This window comes from Pseudomonas sp. NFX1, assembly GCF_051123555.1.
GTDB lineage: Bacteria > Pseudomonadota > Gammaproteobacteria > Pseudomonadales > Pseudomonadaceae > Aquipseudomonas > Aquipseudomonas capeferrum.
Genome location: NZ_CP169366.1, coordinates 1,101,691 through 1,118,186, shown reverse-complemented (window position 1 = coordinate 1,118,186; position 16,496 = coordinate 1,101,691). Strand labels below are relative to the sequence as shown.

The window sequence follows — 16,496 nt, the reverse complement described above, 5'->3', positions numbered from 1 at the left end:
AGACACTGTCGGGCACCCGTGCGGCGATGCAAGGGCGCCCGCTGCGCTTAGCGGTTGCGAGTCACCCGCCAGACGGTGTTGGCCAGGTCGTCGGCGATGATCAAGGCGCCACGCGGGTCGACCGTGACCCCCACCGGCCGCCCGCGGGTCTTGCCATCCTCACCACGAAAGCCTGTGGCGAAGTCGACCGGTTCGCCTGCCGGCTTGCCCTTGCTGAACGGCACGAACACCACCTTGTAGCCCACCGGGTTCGGCCGGTTCCAACTGCCGTGCTGCCCCACGAACACACCGTCGGCGAAGCGCTCGCCCATGGCCGCAATAGAGAAGTCGACACCTAAGGCGGCCACATGCGAACCCAGGCTGTAATCCGGCTTGATCGCCGCCGCTACCTTGTCCGGGTTCTGCGGCCTGACCCGATCATCGACGTTCTGCCCCCAGTAGCTGTAGGGCCAGCCGTAGAAGCCGCCTTCGCGCACTGACGTGAGGTAGTCCGGCACCAGGTCGGGGCCAAGTTCGTCACGCTCGTTGACCACCGCCCACACCTGCCCTGTCTGCGGCTGAACAGCCAAGGCCGTCGGGTTGCGCAGGCCGGTCGCGTAGGGCCGGTGCGCGCCGGTCTGGGCATCGACCTGCCAGACCATGGCCCGATCGATCTCCACTTCAAGGCCGCGCTCGGTGATGTTGCTGTTCGAACCGATGCCGACATACAGGAAACGACCATCAGGGCTTGCGGTCAGCGCCTTGGTCCAGTGGTGGTTGATTTCGGCCGGCAGGTCGGTGACCTTGGTCGGCGCAGCACTGGCCTTGGTCTGGCCGTCCTGGTAGTCGAAACGCACCAGCGCATCCTGGTTGGCCACGTACAGCTTGCCGTCGGCAAACGCCAGGCCATAGGGCGCATTGAGGTTTTCCGCGAACACCGTCTGCAGCTCGTAGGTGCCATCGCCGTCGGCGTCCCGCAGCAGGGTCAGGCGATTGCCGCCTTTGACCTGGGTATTGCCCTTGGCCTTGATCTGGCTGGCGATCACATCCTTGGGCTTAAGTTTCGCTGCGCTGCCACCGCGGCCCTCGGCCACGAGGATATCGCCATTGGGCAGCACCAGGCTCTGGCGGGGGATCTTCAGGCCGGTGGCAATCGCCGTGACGCTGAAGCCTTCGGGCACGGTGGGTTTCTGTTCACCCCAGGCCACCGGCTCGGCGATTTTCATGCTCGGCAGCAGCCCGCGCTGTGGCTCCGGCAACTTCGGGTCGGGGCCATGGGCCTGGGTAGGCTCCCCTTCCCCGCCACACGCGCTCAGCAATACCGCCACGCTCAACAGGCTCAATGCATGCAAAGGCTTCATGCCACACCTCCCGAACGCAGGTTGCTCAGCCCGGTCCACGCGGCCACAGCTGCAAGCGCGGTCACGATCACCGACAACACCAAGCCCGAGGGCATTACCGCCCAGGCGTCCTTGGCATGTTCGAAGGCATTGACCAGCCCCAGCACCCAGGTGGCCAGCAACAGTACGAAGTACAGGGTTGCACGCCCACCCTTGTGCTCGGCGCGGACCAGGTTGACCAACGCGAACAGCAGCGCCAGCCCACAGCACACCAGGCCACCGGCGATCAGCCAGGCAGCGAAGTTGCTCCACTGGATCTGGAAGCTGTTGAAGTAGGCGATATCGCTCAGCAGCGCGCCAAGAAACAACGGAACACTGCCGGCCAGCAGCATGGCGTGCAACGGGCCTGGCGTGCAGCGGTAGAGGGTTTGCTCAGATGCGGTCACGGCGCCTCCTTATCGTTCAGTGACCCTTGGCTGATGGCTGAAGCCATCAGGCGTGCGCGGGGTGCGCTTAGCAAAGGAGCGTCTCTACAACGCGATAGTTCACCGTTTCGCTTGAATGAAATATCCTGACAAGAACCGCCACGGTGTTTCTGTGCGGTATTTTTTCAACGAGGAGATCGGCATGAGCAACAACTGGGGGCGTACGGGTGCGCTCTGGGCACTGAACACGCTGCTCATCCTCGGCCTGGGGCTGGCCTCGGGCTGCTCCAGCAAACACAGCAAGGCCCGCTACGCAGCCACCACCGTCGGCTCCAATTGCTTCGCCAAGGCCGTGCCCACCACCGGCGAAGGCGGCCTGGCCTGGGGCAATACCTTGAGTATTGCCCGGCAGAAGTCGCTGAATAACTGCGTTCGTTACGCAGGCCGATCGGGGGGGACACCCAAGACTTGCCAGGTGGTGATGGCGAAGTGCAAGAACTGAGGCGTGTGGCTTGAGGCGCCTGGTAGATCGAGCGCCGCGCGGGCGGCGCTCGATCTACCAGGCGCTGAAACACTCCAGACCTACATCACCTCAGGCAAACTTGGCCCGAGCGGCATGCAGCTTCTTGTAACTCTCGATCAGGCGCAAATGACGATCCAGGCCTTCCAGCTTCATGCTGGTCGGCGTCAAGCCATGGAACCGCACGCTACCGTCTACCGAGCCCAGCACCGCGTCCATTCGCGGGTTGCCGAACATGCGGCGGAAGTTGGTTTCGTAGTCTTCCATCTCCAGTTCATCGTCCAGCACCACTTCCAGCACCACATTCAAGGCCTGGTAGAACAGCCCGCGCTCGACGGTGTTGTCGTTGAACTGCAGGAACGCCTCGACCAGCTCCTTGGCCTCTTCAAAGCGCTGCACAGCCAGGCAGATCAGCAGCTTCAGCTCAAGAATGGTCAACTGGCCCCACACCGTGTTGTCGTCGAACTCGACACCGATCAACGTGGTGATGGTTGTGTAGTCATCCACATCGCAGTTGTCCAGGCGCTTGAGCAGCAGTTTGAGCGAGCGGTTGTCCAGGCTGTGCAGGTTGAGGATGTCGGCGCGGAACGACAAGGCCCGGTTGGTGTTGTCCCAGATCAGGTCCTCGACCGGGTAGATCTCCGAGTAGCCCGGCACCAGGATGCGGCACGCGGTGGCACCCAGGTTGTCGTACACCGCCATGTACGCCTCTTTGCCGAGGTCTTCAAGGATGCCGAACAGCGTCGCGGCTTCCTGCACGTTGGAGTCTTCGCCGTGGCCAGAGAAGTCCCACTCGACGAATTCGAAATCGGCCTTGGCACTGAAGAAACGCCACGACACCACGCCGCTGGAGTCGATGAAGTGTTCGACGAAGTTGTTCGGCTCGGTCAGCGCGTGGCTTTCGAAGGTTGGCTGCGGCAGGTCGTTCAGGCCCTCGAAGCTGCGGCCCTGGAGCAATTCGGTAAGGCTGCGCTCCAGCGCCACTTCAAGGCTCGGGTGCGCGCCGAACGAGGCGAACACGCCACCGGTACGCGGGTTCATCAAGGTCACGCACATCACCGGGAATTCACCGCCCAGCGACGCATCCTTGACCAGCACCGGGAAGCCCTGCTCTTCCAGCCCCTGGATACCAGCAATAATGCCCGGGTACTTGGCCAGCACCTCCTGCGGTACATCCGGCAGGCACAGCTCGCCTTCGAGGATTTCGCGCTTCACCGCCCGCTCGAAGATTTCCGACAGGCACTGCACTTGCGCTTCGGCCAGGGTATTGCCAGCGCTCATGCCATTGCTGAGGAACAGGTTCTCGATCAGGTTGGACGGGAAGTACACCACCTCTTGGTCCGACTGGCGCACGAACGGCAACGAGCAGATGCCCCGCGCGGTATTGCCCGAGTTGGTATCGTACAGGTGCGAGCCGCGCAGTTCGCCGTCGGGGTTGTAGATGTCCAGGCAGTTCGCGTCGAGGATCTCGCTGGGCAGCGCATCCTTTGGCCCAGGCTTGAACCACTGCTCGTTCGGGTAGTGCACGAACGCAGCGTTGGCGATCTCTTCGCCCCAGAACTGGTCGTTGTAGAAGAAGTTGCAGTTCAAGCGCTCGATGAACTCACCCAGCGCCGAGGCCAGCGCGGCCTCCTTGGTCGAGCCCTTGCCATTGGTGAAGCACATCGGCGACTGCGCATCGCGCACATGCAGCGACCACACGTTAGGCACGATATTGCGCCACGAGGCGATCTCGATCTTCATCCCCAACCCGGCCAGGATCGCCGACATGTTGGCGATGGTCTGCTCCAGCGGCAGGTCCTTGCCCGGGATGTAGGTGCTGGTGTCCGACACCGGCATCAACAGCCCTTGGGCATCGGCATCCAGGTTGTCGACCACCTCGATCACGAATTCAGGCCCGGTCTGCACCACCTTCTTCACCGTGCAACGGTCGATGGAGCGCAGGATGCCCTGGCGGTCCTTCTCGGAGATGTCTTCGGGCAACTCGACCTGGATCTTGAAGATCTGGTTGTAGCGGTTTTCCGGGTCGACGATGTTGTTCTGCGACAGGCGAATGTTTTCGGTGGGGATATCGCGGGTCTGGCAGTACAGCTTCACGAAGTAAGCCGCGCACAACGCCGAAGACGCCAGGAAATAATCGAACGGCCCTGGGGCCGAACCGTCGCCTTTGTAACGGATCGGTTGGTCGGCGATCACCGTGAAGTCGTCGAACTTGGCTTCGAGGCGGAGATTGTCGAGAAAATTGACCTTGATTTCCATGCGGGATTACCGTGATTTAAGCGTGCAAAACGAATTGGCCGGCATTATCCGGGTTTTTCGCCTGGAAGTCCTGTTTGCCTGGCGCATCGCCGGCCTTGCGCATTTCACCGGATTGCTTGCCTGATCCTCCTGACCTCCCAGCAGCGCCCGCTCACCGGCCGCCGCGCTGTGCTAGCGTTTCTGCACTGGGGGGCAACGTACCCCCCGCTCAAAGACAATGACGCGACAGCAAACCGATGATGGGCAGGTGAACCATGGAACTACGCATCAACCAGAAGACCTATGAGGTCGAAGCCGACGCTGACACGCCGCTGCTGTGGGTGATCCGTGACGACCTCGGGCTGACCGGCACCAAGTATGGCTGCGGCCTGGCCCAGTGCGGCGCCTGTTCGGTGCTGGTGGACGGCAGCGTGGTGCGCGCCTGCGTGACCCCGGTGGCAGGCGTGGTCGGGCGTGAGGTGACCACCATCGAGGCGATCGAGGCCGACAGCGTCGGCAAGCGTGTGGTCGCAGCCTGGGTCGAACACCAGGTGGCGCAGTGCGGCTACTGCCAGTCGGGCCAGGTGATGGCGGCCACCGCGCTGCTCAAACACACGCCCAACCCCAGCGACGCGCAGATCGATGCGGCCATGGTCAACCTGTGCCGCTGCGGCACCTACAACGCCATCCATGCGGCCGTGCACGACCTTGCCACGCAGCAGGAGGGTGCCTGATGAACACGCCTGTCGATAGCCCGCTTGGGCCCTTGGGGGCGCCGGTCAACCTGTCGCGTCGCCGCTTCCTGCTGGCTTCGGCCGGTGCCGCCGCCGGTGCGCTGGTGCTCGGCTTTGGCCTGCCGCTGGGTTCGGCCAGGGCCCAGGCCGCCACCGCTGCTGCCCAGGAGCGCGGCACCCAGGTCCCGGCTTTCCTCGAAATCCGGCCCGACAGCACCGTACGCCTGCTCTGCCCGTTCATGGAAGGCGGCCAGGGCACCTACACCGCCATGGCGCAGATCGTTGGCGAAGAGCTGGATGCCGACCCTGCCACGTTCCTGGTCGACTGCGCGCCGCCCGGCGAGGCCTATGTGGTGATGGAAAACGGCATGCGCATCACCGGCGGCAGCATGTCGGTGCGCATGAGCTACCCGACCATGCGCCGCCTCGGCGCGCTGGCCCGGGCCATGTTGCTGCAGGCCGCTGCCGAACAACTGGGGGTGCCGCTCGGCGAACTGTCCACCGAGCCTGGCAAGGTGGTGCACGCCGCATCTGGCCGTTCACTGCCCTACGGTGAACTGGCCGAGCGCGCCCTCGACCTGCCCGTGCCAGACCCGGCCAGCGTACAGCTGCGCGACCCCAGCCAGTTTCGCTGGATCGGCAAGCCGGTACGCCGGGTCGACGCCTATGACAAATCCACCGGCAAAGCCTTGTACACCATCGACATCAAGCTCGACGGCATGCTGCACGCCGCCGTGCAGCATGCACCCCGCCTGGGCATGACGGTGGGCAGCCTGCGCAACGAAGCGCAGGTAAAGGCCATGAAAGGCGTGCACTCCGTGCATCAATTGCCGGGCGCGGTGGCGGTGGTCGCCGAGCGTTGGTGGCATGCCAAACGCGCGGTCGAGGCCATCCAGGTGGACTGGCAAGAGCCCGGCAGTGATACCCCGCTACGGCCGATGCCAGCGGACTTTTCCAGCGACGCCTACCGGGAGCGCTTGGCCAGCGAGCAAGGCCCGGCCCGCGACGAAGAAAACGAAGGCGATGTGGCAGGTGTGCTGGCCAATGCCAAGACAAAGGTCGAGGCCACCTACCACAACCAGTACCTCAACCACGCCCAGCTTGAACCACCTTCTGCCCTGGCCCGCTTCAACCCCGACGGCTCGCTGGAGGTCTGGCTACCCAACCAGGCCCCGGACATGTTCCGCGACGACATCGCCAAGCGCACCGGCCTGGACGCTGCGCGCATCACCCTGCACTCGCCCTTGCTCGGCGGCTTTTTTGGCCGGCACTTTCTCTACGACTCGGCAAACCCTTACCCTCAGGCCATCGCCCTGGCCAAAGCGGTCGGCCGCCCGGTCAAGCTGATCTGGAGCCGTGAGGAAGAGTTTCTGCGCGACGTGTTGCGCCCACTGGCGGTGGTCAAGTTCCGCGCCGCGCTGGACGCCGACGGGCTGCCCGTGGCCATAGAAGCGGTGAGCGCCACCGAAGGCCCGACCGAGGCACTGGCCGGCAAGCAGGGGGACAAGATAGACCCCACCGCCCTGGAGGGGCTGTCGGGTAAAGCGTACGCCATCGCCAACAAACGCATTGCCCAGATCTACGTCAAAGGCCCGGTCATGCTCGGCTACTGGCGTTCGGTGGGCAATTCGCTGAACGACTTCTTCTACGAAGCGTTCCTCGACGAGCTGGCCGACAAGGGTGGCAAGGACCCCTATGAGCTGCGCCTGCACCTGCTGCGTGACAATCAGCGCCTGACCAACCTGCTGCACGCGGTAGGAGAACTGTCTGGCGGCTGGAAGCGCGGGCCGTTCACTGCCGAGGACGGCAGCAAGCGGGCGCGCGGCGTGGCGATGGCCTCGCCGTTCGGCTCGGAAGCGGCGGTGATCGCCGAAGTCTCGATCGAGAATGGCCAGGTCAAGGTCCACGACATCTGGCAGGCGATCGACCCGGGCAGCATCGTCAACCCGGCGATCATCGAGGCCCAGGTCAACGGCGCCGTGGCCTTGGGCCTGTCGCAGACGTTGCTGGAAGAGGCGGTGTACATCGACGGCCAGCCCCGCGGGCGCAACTACGACCTGTACCCCATCCTGCCGCCCTCGCGCATGGCACGGGTGCATGTGCGCATCGTCGAAAGCGGCGCGAAGATGGGCGGCATCGGCGAACCGCCGCTACCTGCCGTTGCGCCAGCGGTGGCCAACGCGGTGGCGCGGCTTACCGGCCAGCGCATCCGCAGCATTCCGCTAAGCCGCTACACCTTCACCTGACAGCACAAGGAACGCCCATGACCCACAGCCGATTCGCAAGAACCGCCGGCTGGCTGGCGCTGCCGTGCCTGGTCGCGGCAGGCCTGCTGGCCTGGTACGTCACCCGTGACCCCGCGTCACCTTTCGAGGCCGAGCAGGCTGACCGTTTCGACCCCGCACTGGTCAGCCGCGGCGAATATGTGGCCCGGCTGAGCGACTGCGTGGCCTGCCACAGCCTGCCCGGCGGCAAGCCGTTCGCCGGCGGGCTGGAGATGGCCACGCCACTGGGGGCGATTCACGCCACCAACGTCACCCCCGACCGCGACACTGGCATTGGTCACTACAGCCTTGCCGACTTCGACCGCGCCGTACGCCACGGCGTGGCCCCCGGTGGCCGGCGGCTGTACCCGGCCATGCCGTACCCTTCCTACGCCAAACTCAGCGATGACGATGTGCGGGCCCTGTACGCGTTCTTCATGAAGGGCGTGCAACCTGCCCAGCAGGCGAACCTCGCCAGTGACATTCCCTGGCCGCTGAACATGCGCTGGCCCATTGCGCTGTGGAACGGGCTGTTCGCCGCCAACACACCGTATGCCGCCAAGCCTGATCAGGACGCCCTGTGGAACCGCGGCGCCTACATCGTCCAAGGCCCAGGGCACTGTGGCAGCTGCCATAGCCCACGAGGCCTGGCCTTCAACGAGAAAGCCCTGGATGAAAGTGGCAAACCCTTCCTGGCCGGTGCGCTGCTCGATGGCTGGTACGCACCAAGCCTGCGCGCCGACCACAACACCGGCCTTGGCCGCTGGAGCGAAACCGAGATCGTGCAGTTCCTCAAGACCGGGCGCAACCGGCATGCCGTGGTCTATGGCTCGATGACCGAGGCGTTCAACAACTCCACGCAATTCATGAGTGACGATGACCTGGCGGCGATCGGCCGCTATCTGAAATCGCTGCCCGGCGATCCACAGCGTGACGGTACGCCGTGGCAGTACCAGGCCGAATCGGTAGCCGCGAAGCTCGATAACCCTGGGGCGCATACTTACCTGACCCGTTGCGCGTCGTGCCACGGCCTGGACGGCAAGGGCCAGGCCGAGTGGATGCCGCCGTTGGCCGGGGCCACTTCGGCCTTGGCCAAAGAAAGCGCGTCGGCGATCAACATCACCCTCAATGGCTCGCAACGCATCGTCGCTGCCGGGCTGCCCGACGCCTACCGCATGCCGGCCTTCCGTGAACAGCTGAGCGACCGGGAAATTGCCGAAGTATTGAGCTTCGTGCGCGGCGCCTGGGGTAATCACGGTGGTGCAGTGGATGCGCAGGCCGTGGGCACGTTGCGCGGGCACACAGACCCGGCCAGCAGCAGCCCGATTGTGTTGCACATGCGATGAAGCCGGCACAAGCATTACGCTTTGGAGAAAGATGATGGAAAGCATCGACCTGCTGGTCCTGCGCACCGCTCGCGACTGGCTTGCCAGCGGCGAGCGCGTCTTGCTGGCCACTGTGGCCCGCACCTGGGGCTCGTCCCCTCGCCCGGTCGGTTCGATGATGGCGTTGCGCAGCGACGGTCGCGTGGTCGGCAGCGTGTCCGGTGGCTGCATCGAGGATGACCTCATCCACCGCTACACCACTGCCTACGGTGGCCCAGGTATGCAGACCGGGCTGCCCGAGGTGGTGCGCTACGGTGTCAGCGCCGAGGACGCTCACCGGTTCGGCTTGCCCTGTGGCGGCACCCTGCAACTGGTCCTCGAGTTCGAACCTTCGGCAGAACACCTCGAACAACTGCTGGCCTGCCTCGACAGTGGCAGCCTGGTGCGCCGCGAACTGGACTTGCACAGCGGCGAAGCCGCGCTCATCCCCAGCACCACGCCCGAGCAGTTCAGCTTCGATGGCCAGCGCATGCTCAGCACCCTCGGCCCTGGCTACCGCGTGCTGCTGATCGGCGCCGGCGCGCTGGCCGAGTACCTGGCGACCATGGCGCTGTTCAATGGCTTCAACGTTTCGGTGTGCGACCCACGGCCTGAATACATGGGCGGCTGGGGCGTCGCGGGCGTCTCGAAACTGGCCGGCATGCCGGACGACGTGGTGCGTGCCTTCGCCCCCGACCTGCGCAGCGCCATCGTTGCCGTCAGCCACGACCCCAAACTTGACGACCTGGCCTTGCTCGAGGCGCTGCACAGCCCGGCGTTCTACATCGGCGCGATCGGGTCCAGGCGCAACAGCCAATTGCGCCGCGAGCGCCTGATCGAACACTTTGGCGAGACTGAAGCCTCCCTCAAGCGCCTGCACGGCCCTATCGGCATCTACATCGGCAGCAAGACCCCGGCCGAAATCGCCGTCAGCGTCATGGCCGAGATCCTCGCGGCCAAGAACGACGTGTGCCTGCCTGGCGCAGTCAACGTGACCAAGGCCAAGCTTGCCCGGGAGGCCGAGGCGTGCCAGCACAACCTGTGATCTGCGCCGCGCTGGTGCTGGCGGCCGGGCGTGCGCAGCGCTTTGGCAGCGACAAACGCCTGGCACGGCTGCCCTCCGGGCACACCCTGCTGGCCACGGCGTTGGCGCACGCATTCGATCATTTCGCAGAAGTGCACGTCGTGCTACGGCCGGGTGACGATGCGCAGCACCTGGGTATCGACCCGCGAGCCCATATCGTGCGGGCCGAGCAGGCAGCGCTTGGCATGGGCGCCAGCCTCGCGGCCGGGGTTACGGCGCTGCTGCAGACACAGGCCCAGGCGGTGGCGGTGCTGTTGGCAGATATGCCATGGATCGCACCCGGCAGCCTGCAAGCCCTCTGCCGGCAAGCCAGTGCAGCACACATCGTGTTGCCGCAGTACCAGGGGCAGCGCGGGCATCCGGTGATTTTCGGCCGTGCGTTCTGGCCGGCGCTGGCGCAACTGCAAGGTGATCAGGGCGGCCGGCAGGTCATGCTGGACAACCCGCACGCCTGTATCACGGTCGCCGTTGACGATGCCGGGGTGGTGCTGGACGTGGATGTCCCTCAGGCCCTCGGTTTACCGATGGGTCATTGAACAATGGCTGCTGTGTGCTGTTGATGCCAGCGCTCCAGGTTCTGGCGCAACAACTGTTCTGGCAATGCGCCGGAAACGATCGCTTTCATCTCCCGTGCCAGGTCTTCGCGCAACTGCGGCTGGTTGCACGGTGATTGATGCGACAGCGCCAGGTACAAGCCTTCGCTGGACACCGGCGGGTCTAGCACCTGCAGGCTGTCTTGCATGCCCAGCGTCTGCGCCAACGCCATGCCTGGATAGTGCTCGAACACCACGTAGTCGCTGCGCTTGAGCAGCAGCTTCTCGAAGGCCTGCTTGGCACTGGGCACCGCTTCGAGCGTGAGGTTGGCCGTGGCATAGTCATCGAACTGCTGGCCATGGCTGTTATTGACCAGGATCCCGCCTTTACGGCCTTGCAGGTCAGCCCATTGATGGTAGGCAAAGGCTCCTTGCTGGCGTACCCAGACCACGCTGGGCGTGTGCAGAAAGGCCGGGCTTATGAAGTCCATCAGTTGCTGCCGTGCCTGGGTCAGAAAATACCCGGCGAGCAGGTCGATACGGCCTGTGCGCACTTGCTCCTGGGCACGGGACCAAGGCCCCCCGTAGACCACTTCGACCTCCAGCCCAAGTTGCTTGCCCAGGTACTTGAGCAGGTCGGCATTGGCCCCGATCAATTGCTGAGGGTTATGCGGGTCGCGCCACAAATAAGGAGGGTATTCGGGGTTACCGGTGGCCGTCAGGCGCTGGCAGGCCTCCTGCGCGCCTGCAACCGCAGGCAGCAGCAGCGCGCACAGCAACGACAGCAAGGCGTGGCGAAAGCAACGCTCGATCATCTACAACCCTCGGCACATGGGGCATCTGGCTTCGCGTGGTGTAGACAGTCTGGCCCATCGGCAGCCAGCCGCCAGGGTTTTCATCGACCGGGGAGTTGCCAGGGCCGCTGCGCGTCGTCAGGCGGCCCGCAAAAACCTACGCCGACTGTCGACGGATTGTGAGAATCGCCGCACCAAAGCCGATGAAGGTCGTGCCCACGACCCGGCTCACCCAGCGCGAAAGCGCCGGCCGGGTCAACACGCCCTTGGCCCGCGAGGCCAGCGCGGCGTACAGGGTCAGTGAAACGAGCGACAAGGCGACGAAGATTCCGGTAAGGATCAGGAACTGCGGCAGCAACGCGGCGCCCTGGTCGATGAACTGCGGGAACAGCGCCGTGAAGAACATGGTCGCCTTGGGGTTGGTCACTGCCGTCAGGAATGCCGACTTGTACAGCTTGAGCGGTGTCGGCCGCTCCTTGGCCACCCCGGCGGTTGCGCCCTCCTCCAACATCGGGCTCTTCTTCAACAACTGCCGTGCGCCGAGGTAGAACAGGTAACCCGCGCCGATGATCTTGACGGCGTTGAACAGCACTTCGGAGCTTGCCAGCAACGCCCCCAGCCCGAGCATGGCCGCTGCCGACAGGCAGAACAGGCCCGAGCCATTGCCCAGTGAAGACCAGACCGCGCTGCGTTGCCCATGGGCCAGGCTGTTGTTGATCGCCATCAGGGTCGCAGGACCAGGGCTGGCGATGGCGATCGCGGCAACCAGGGTAAAGGCAAGAAGCGAGTGAGAATCCATTTTCCAGGCTCGATAAAGGTTCAGGGAACGCGGGTTATAACAGCATGCGAAGGTCAGTCGGCATTCTGCCGCTTCGCGCTCTTCTTGACGATGGCCTTCATCCGCGTGGCCGCCCGCTGCACGGTGGCCATCTTCTCCGGGCGCTTCATGCCACGCCACTTGCGGATTTCTTCACGGCTGCGGCCACAGCTTACGCACAGCTCGCTGTTGAGCTGGCATAGCGAAACGCAGGGGTTGTCTATGTCCTTGGCCATTGCACCCTTCAGGCCGGCATTTCAGCGCGCACACGCTCGGCGGCATTTTCAAACACGTTGCACAGCTCGTCGGACTTCGCTTTGGTGATCGACTTGGCGGCCAGCAGGTCATGCACGACGCGGATGCCCTGCTCCATGGCCGTGGCCAGTTGCTCACGGTCGGAGGCGTCGGCGATATCACCCAGATAAGGAGCAACGAGGTACACGTAACGGTCCTGCAGCTTGAGCGCTTCCAGCGCGTCGAGGGCTGTCTGGAACCGATCGGCAGCAGCCGGGCTCATGCTCAATTTATCGAAATGAATCAGGCTCACACGGTCAGTGGCCATTGACGAATCTCCGTTTCCTGGTAAGGCCAGGCCCGCAGGCAACGCCGCTTCTACGGTGCTCGGGAATGCAGGCCAGGTTAATGCCCATCAGGGTACCAGAACGCGGCGCAGAAAGGGCCATCGCCCCCGGAACTAAAAGTATTAAACAGGTCGTTCAGTGGACGCCCCAGGGCGTTATCGGGACAGGAGCCGCTGTTTGCCAAGCAGGATAATCCGGCCAGCTGCACTTCCCGCCGAGACCGTCACCGACCCCGGCAGCCCACAACAACAAGCCTGCATACGCAGGTAAGCCACAAAGGGGCATCACTATTCATGGCAAAGGAACACATCACCGAAACGCTCGACCTTGGCGTTACGGACCCCTCGAAAACCGCCGAGGCACGCCAGGACAGGCACTTGGAGGGCAAGATCGACTGGATCGTCTTCGGCATCACCAGCATTCTGGCCATTGCCTTCGTCATCTGGGGCTTCGTCAGCCAGGCCAGCCTTGCCGCCAGCGCGTCGTCGGCACAGTCCTGGGTCATTCTCAACTTTGGCTGGTTCTTCGTGCTCACCTCGACCGTGTTCGTCATCTTCGTGCTGTGGCTGGCCGCCAGCCGCTATGGCAGGATCCCGCTGGGGCGTGATGGCGAAGCGCCAGAGTTCCGCACCGTTTCCTGGGTGGCCATGATGTTCAGCGCCGGCATGGGCATCGGCCTGATGTTCTTCGGCGTTGCCGAGCCCCTGTCGCACTATGTGACGCCCCCTCCTGGAACGACGACCGGGCAATCGAGCGAGGCGATGCAGGTGGCCATGGCCACCACGCTGTTCCACTGGACCCTGCACCCCTGGGCCATGTACGCCATCGTCGGCCTGGTGATCGCTTACGGCACGTTCCGCCGCGGCCGTTCGCAATTGATTTCCACGGCCTTTCGGCCGCTGATCGGCAAGCACGCCAACGGCCCCGTTGGCCGCGTGATCGACATGATGGCGATTTTCGCCACGCTGTTCGGCTCTGCCGCCTCGCTCGGCCTGGGCGCCCTGCAGATCGCCGGCGGCCTGGAATACAACGGCTGGATCGAGAGCCCCGGCAAGCTGTTCTACATCTCGATCATCACCTTGCTGACCATTGCCTTCGTCACCTCCGCAGTGTCCGGCATCGGCAAGGGTATCCAGTGGCTGTCCAACACCAACATGGTGCTGGCACTGGTGCTGGCGGCCTTCGTCTTTCTGGTCGGCCCGACGCTGTTGATGCTCAACCTGCTGCCCACATCGATCGGCATCTACATCAAGCTGCTGCCAGAAATGATGGCACGCACCAACGCCAGCGGCGGTGAGCAGATGGACAGCTGGCTGGCCGGCTGGACCGTGTTCTATTGGGCCTGGTGGATATCCTGGACGCCTTTCGTCGGCATGTTCATCGCCCGCATCAGCCGCGGCCGCACCATTCGCCAGTTCGTCACCGGGGTGCTGTTGGTACCGAGCCTGGTCAGCCTGGTGTGGTTCACCATTTTCGGCGGTGCGGCGATCGACGCCCTGCGCGAGGGTAGCTTCGCGCTGGTCAATGGCGCCGTCAACAGCAACCACGCGCTCTATCAGTTGCTGGACAGCTACCCGCTGGCCTCGTTGACCTCGGTGCTGGTGATGATCCTGGTGGGCATCTTCTTCGTCTCCGGCGCCGATGCCGCCTCACTGGTCATGGGCACCCTGTCGGAACACGGCACCCCCGCACCGTCGCGGCGCACCGTGATCTTCTGGGGGGCGCTGACCGGCACGGTGGCGGCGGTCATGTTGGCGATCGGCGACCCCAGCAACCCCGGCGAGGCACTGACGGGGTTGCAGAACCTGACGATCGTGGTGGCGCTGCCGTTTGTCGTGGTGATGGTGCTGTTGTGCCTGGCGCTGTACCGCGACCTGCGCAAGGACCCGATGATGCTGCGGCATCTGCGGGGTACCGAGCTGATCGAAAAGGCCGTGCTGTATGGCGCGGTGAAACATGGCGAGGAGTTCTACATCGTGGTGCAGGAGAAGAAGTCTGCGACCAAGCAGACACAACCCCAGGCCGACGTGGAGTTGAACGACTAAGCCGCGAGCTGGGGGCCGTCAGTCGGCCCCTGGGTTGCTCGCCGTCAGCCCTTCAATGCCGCCTCGATCCCGGCGACATCGATCTTGCCCATTTCCATCATGGCCTCGAAGGCCCGCTTGGCCGCCGCCCGGTCAGGGTTACCGATGGCCTCGATCAGGATGCGCGGGCAGATCTGCCACGAGACCCCCCATCGGTCCTTGCACCAGCCGCAGACGCTCTCTTCGCCGCCATTGCTGACGATGGCGTTCCACAGGCGGTCAGTCTCGGCCTGGTCTTCGGTGCTGACCTGAAACGAGAACGCTTCGCTGTGCTTGAACGCCGTGCCGCCGTTAAGCCCTACGCAGGGCACGCCCATCACGGTGAATTCGACGGTGATCACATCACCCGCCTTGCCCGACGGGTAATCACTGGGGGCCTGGTGAACCGCCACCACGCGGCTGTCGGGGAAGGTTGCGGCGTAGAAGTTCGCCGCCTCCTCGGCATCATTGTTGTACCAGAGGCAAACCGTATTCTTGGCAGTCATGGTGTAGCTCCATGAACAGGTGTGAACCCTTCAGTCTAGATCGTGAGCGTGGCGCGGCAAAAAAACGAAACCCTTGCCACCCTGCCCCGGTCACACCCTGTGAGCATGCAACATGGACTGTAATCCAAAGGAGACTGGACATGCCCTACCCTTACAACCCGATCGCCCTCCGCATCCGTAACCTGGCCTTGGCTGGCGCACTACTGGCCTGCGCGCCGCTGGTTCAGGCGCAGGATGTGCTGCTGGTGGGCAACAAGGCCGATGCCAGTGTCTCGGCACTGGACATCAGCAACGGCAAGGAACTGGTCCGCCTGCCCGTGGGCACCGGCCCGCACGAGGTGGTAGTTGCCAGCAATGGCCGCTTGGCCGTGGTGGGCAACTATGGCGCCCACGGCACCGCCAACAACAGCCTGAGCGTGATCGACTGGCCGTCACGCAGCGTGGTGCGCACCATCGACCTGGGCAAGGACTCGCGCCCCCACGGCATCCGCTTCCTGCCGGACAGCCAGCGGGTGGTGGTCACCACCGAGGACAGCGAGCGCCTGCTGATCGTCGACCTGGCCCAGGGCCAGGTCCTCGACCGCATCGACGTCGGCGGCGGCAAGCCGCACATGGTCGCCCTGTCGCCCGGTGCGGACCGCGCCTACGTAACCCATGTAGACTCCGGCACGTTGTCGGTCATCGACTTGCTGCACAAGAAGAAGATCGCCGACATCCCCACCGGCAACGGCAGTGAGGGCGTTGCGGTGACCCAGACGGGCGCACAGGTGTGGGTCAGCAATCGCGAAGGCAATGAAGTGGTGATCGTCGATGCCGAACGCCTGGAGGTCACCGACCGCCTCCGTACCGGCCTGTTTCCGATACGCGTCGTAATGACCCCGGACGGCAAGCATGCCCTGGTCACCTGCGCCAAGTCGGCGGAGCTGGCCGTGTTCGATGTCGCGGCCAAGCGCGAGATCAAGCGCATCAGCCTGGCTCAGGAAGGTGCCGAATACCGCGAGACACTGCTGGGTGCCGAAGCCCTGCCGATCGGTGCGGTGGTCTCGCCGGATGGCAAACGGGTCTACGTGGCCATCAGTGGCGGTGACCAGGTAGCCGTCATCGATACCGCTGACTGGCGCGAGAAGGCACGCTGGCAAACCGGGCCAGAGCCTGATGCACTGGCCATCGTGCCGCAGCCAGAGAGCTGATCGCCACGCGCCTGTTGCGGTGTTTCAACCACCATCGTGACAGGCCGTGCACCTCGGCTTTTGC

At 64.3% G+C, this 16,496-nt stretch carries 16 protein-coding genes; 8 read left to right on the top strand and 8 right to left on the bottom strand.

The window, feature by feature from the left end:
- Positions 1–47: 47 nt before the first annotated feature.
- Positions 48–1,340, bottom strand: coding sequence for a PQQ-dependent sugar dehydrogenase (locus tag DJ563_RS04950; protein ID WP_434518933.1), 1,293 nt, complete (start codon positions 1,338–1,340; stop codon positions 48–50).
- Positions 1,337–1,711 carry a DUF2231 domain-containing protein gene (locus tag DJ563_RS04945; protein WP_434519694.1) on the bottom strand — a complete coding sequence of 125 codons (375 nt, stop codon included), beginning with the start codon at positions 1,709–1,711 and terminating at the stop codon, positions 1,337–1,339. The genes DJ563_RS04950 and DJ563_RS04945 overlap by 4 nt, the downstream gene beginning before the upstream one ends.
- A gap of 235 nt (positions 1,712–1,946) precedes the next feature.
- On the opposite strand from DJ563_RS04945, the gene DJ563_RS04940 reads away from it, so the two are divergent.
- Entirely contained in the window at positions 1,947–2,246 is a 300-nt protein-coding gene (locus DJ563_RS04940) for a hypothetical protein (RefSeq protein ID WP_434518932.1), read from the top strand.
- 90 nt (positions 2,247–2,336) lie between these two features.
- Here the strand turns inward: DJ563_RS04940 and DJ563_RS04935 are convergent, their stop codons facing one another.
- On the bottom strand, positions 2,337–4,523 hold the full coding sequence (locus tag DJ563_RS04935) for an OsmC domain/YcaO domain-containing protein (protein WP_434518931.1): 2,187 nt from the start codon (positions 4,521–4,523) through the stop codon (positions 2,337–2,339).
- A 254-nt stretch (positions 4,524–4,777) separates the two neighbouring features.
- Here DJ563_RS04935 and DJ563_RS04930 point away from each other — a divergent pair, with 254 nt between their 5' ends.
- Genes DJ563_RS04930 through DJ563_RS04910 form a run of 5 tightly spaced genes read left to right on the top strand, consistent with a single transcriptional unit; the run spans position 4,778 to position 10,484 of the window.
- Positions 4,778–5,236: a (2Fe-2S)-binding protein gene (locus DJ563_RS04930; RefSeq protein WP_274099912.1), complete on the top strand. Its 459-nt coding sequence runs from the start codon at positions 4,778–4,780 to the stop codon at positions 5,234–5,236.
- A complete protein-coding gene (locus DJ563_RS04925) occupies positions 5,236–7,482 on the top strand; it encodes a molybdopterin cofactor-binding domain-containing protein (protein ID WP_434518930.1) in 2,247 nt (748 codons plus the stop codon). Before DJ563_RS04930 ends, DJ563_RS04925 begins: the two co-directional genes overlap by 1 nt.
- 17 nt (positions 7,483–7,499) lie before the next feature.
- Complete coding sequence (locus DJ563_RS04920; protein ID WP_274099910.1) at positions 7,500–8,846, top strand: c-type cytochrome; 1,347 nt, start codon at positions 7,500–7,502, stop codon at positions 8,844–8,846.
- A 34-nt stretch (positions 8,847–8,880) separates the two neighbouring features.
- Positions 8,881–9,909: an XdhC family protein gene (locus tag DJ563_RS04915; RefSeq protein WP_274099909.1), complete on the top strand. Its 1,029-nt coding sequence runs from the start codon at positions 8,881–8,883 to the stop codon at positions 9,907–9,909.
- Positions 9,891–10,484, top strand: coding sequence for a nucleotidyltransferase family protein (locus DJ563_RS04910; RefSeq protein ID WP_274099908.1), 594 nt, complete (start codon positions 9,891–9,893; stop codon positions 10,482–10,484). The genes DJ563_RS04915 and DJ563_RS04910 overlap by 19 nt, the downstream gene beginning before the upstream one ends.
- Here DJ563_RS04910 and DJ563_RS04905 read toward each other — a convergent pair.
- From DJ563_RS04905 to DJ563_RS04890, 4 genes are all read right to left on the bottom strand, one after another.
- Positions 10,478–11,296 carry a substrate-binding periplasmic protein gene (locus DJ563_RS04905; protein ID WP_274099907.1) on the bottom strand — a complete coding sequence of 273 codons (819 nt, stop codon included), beginning with the start codon at positions 11,294–11,296 and terminating at the stop codon, positions 10,478–10,480. The genes DJ563_RS04910 and DJ563_RS04905 overlap by 7 nt on opposite strands.
- Before the next feature lie 136 nt (positions 11,297–11,432).
- On the bottom strand, positions 11,433–12,074 hold the full coding sequence (locus DJ563_RS04900) for a LysE family translocator (protein WP_274099906.1): 642 nt from the start codon (positions 12,072–12,074) through the stop codon (positions 11,433–11,435).
- 53 nt (positions 12,075–12,127) lie between these two features.
- Positions 12,128–12,328: a DUF1289 domain-containing protein gene (locus DJ563_RS04895; protein WP_186659508.1), complete on the bottom strand. Its 201-nt coding sequence runs from the start codon at positions 12,326–12,328 to the stop codon at positions 12,128–12,130.
- Between the two features lie 8 nt (positions 12,329–12,336).
- Positions 12,337–12,654: a hypothetical protein gene (locus tag DJ563_RS04890; RefSeq protein ID WP_274099905.1), complete on the bottom strand. Its 318-nt coding sequence runs from the start codon at positions 12,652–12,654 to the stop codon at positions 12,337–12,339.
- A 312-nt stretch (positions 12,655–12,966) separates the two neighbouring features.
- Between DJ563_RS04890 and DJ563_RS04885 the strand changes: the two genes are divergently transcribed.
- Complete coding sequence (locus tag DJ563_RS04885) at positions 12,967–14,718, top strand: BCCT family transporter (protein ID WP_434518929.1); 1,752 nt, start codon at positions 12,967–12,969, stop codon at positions 14,716–14,718.
- A gap of 44 nt (positions 14,719–14,762) precedes the next feature.
- Here DJ563_RS04885 and DJ563_RS04880 read toward each other — a convergent pair whose 3' ends face one another.
- Positions 14,763–15,242 (bottom strand): VOC family protein, encoded by a 480-nt coding sequence (locus DJ563_RS04880; RefSeq protein ID WP_434518928.1) that lies wholly within the window; start codon positions 15,240–15,242, stop codon positions 14,763–14,765.
- Positions 15,243–15,382: 140 nt separating this feature from the next.
- Between DJ563_RS04880 and DJ563_RS04875 the strand changes: the two genes are divergently transcribed.
- Positions 15,383–16,432, top strand: coding sequence for a cytochrome D1 domain-containing protein (locus DJ563_RS04875; protein ID WP_434518927.1), 1,050 nt, complete (start codon positions 15,383–15,385; stop codon positions 16,430–16,432).
- Positions 16,433–16,496 lie beyond the last annotated feature (64 nt).

What these genes read in the sequence shown, in the direction of transcription:
- DJ563_RS04950 (WP_434518933.1), bottom strand. Translation starts at nt 1,340, where the DNA reads ATGAAGCCTTTGCATGCATTGAGCCTGTTGAGCGTGGCGGTATTGCTG.
- DJ563_RS04945 (WP_434519694.1), bottom strand. Translation starts at nt 1,711, where the DNA reads ATGCTGCTGGCCGGCAGTGTTCCGTTGTTTCTTGGCGCGCTGCTGAGC.
- DJ563_RS04940 (WP_434518932.1), top strand. Translation starts at nt 1,947, where the DNA reads ATGAGCAACAACTGGGGGCGTACGGGTGCGCTCTGGGCACTGAACACG.
- DJ563_RS04935 (WP_434518931.1), bottom strand. Translation starts at nt 4,523, where the DNA reads ATGGAAATCAAGGTCAATTTTCTCGACAATCTCCGCCTCGAAGCCAAG.
- DJ563_RS04930 (WP_274099912.1), top strand. Translation starts at nt 4,778, where the DNA reads ATGGAACTACGCATCAACCAGAAGACCTATGAGGTCGAAGCCGACGCT.
- DJ563_RS04925 (WP_434518930.1), top strand. Translation starts at nt 5,236, where the DNA reads ATGAACACGCCTGTCGATAGCCCGCTTGGGCCCTTGGGGGCGCCGGTC.
- DJ563_RS04920 (WP_274099910.1), top strand. Translation starts at nt 7,500, where the DNA reads ATGACCCACAGCCGATTCGCAAGAACCGCCGGCTGGCTGGCGCTGCCG.
- DJ563_RS04915 (WP_274099909.1), top strand. Translation starts at nt 8,881, where the DNA reads ATGGAAAGCATCGACCTGCTGGTCCTGCGCACCGCTCGCGACTGGCTT.
- DJ563_RS04905 (WP_274099907.1), bottom strand. Translation starts at nt 11,296, where the DNA reads ATGATCGAGCGTTGCTTTCGCCACGCCTTGCTGTCGTTGCTGTGCGCG.
- DJ563_RS04900 (WP_274099906.1), bottom strand. Translation starts at nt 12,074, where the DNA reads ATGGATTCTCACTCGCTTCTTGCCTTTACCCTGGTTGCCGCGATCGCC.
- DJ563_RS04895 (WP_186659508.1), bottom strand. Translation starts at nt 12,328, where the DNA reads ATGGCCAAGGACATAGACAACCCCTGCGTTTCGCTATGCCAGCTCAAC.
- DJ563_RS04890 (WP_274099905.1), bottom strand. Translation starts at nt 12,654, where the DNA reads ATGGCCACTGACCGTGTGAGCCTGATTCATTTCGATAAATTGAGCATG.
- DJ563_RS04885 (WP_434518929.1), top strand. Translation starts at nt 12,967, where the DNA reads ATGGCAAAGGAACACATCACCGAAACGCTCGACCTTGGCGTTACGGAC.
- DJ563_RS04880 (WP_434518928.1), bottom strand. Translation starts at nt 15,242, where the DNA reads ATGACTGCCAAGAATACGGTTTGCCTCTGGTACAACAATGATGCCGAG.
- DJ563_RS04875 (WP_434518927.1), top strand. Translation starts at nt 15,383, where the DNA reads ATGCCCTACCCTTACAACCCGATCGCCCTCCGCATCCGTAACCTGGCC.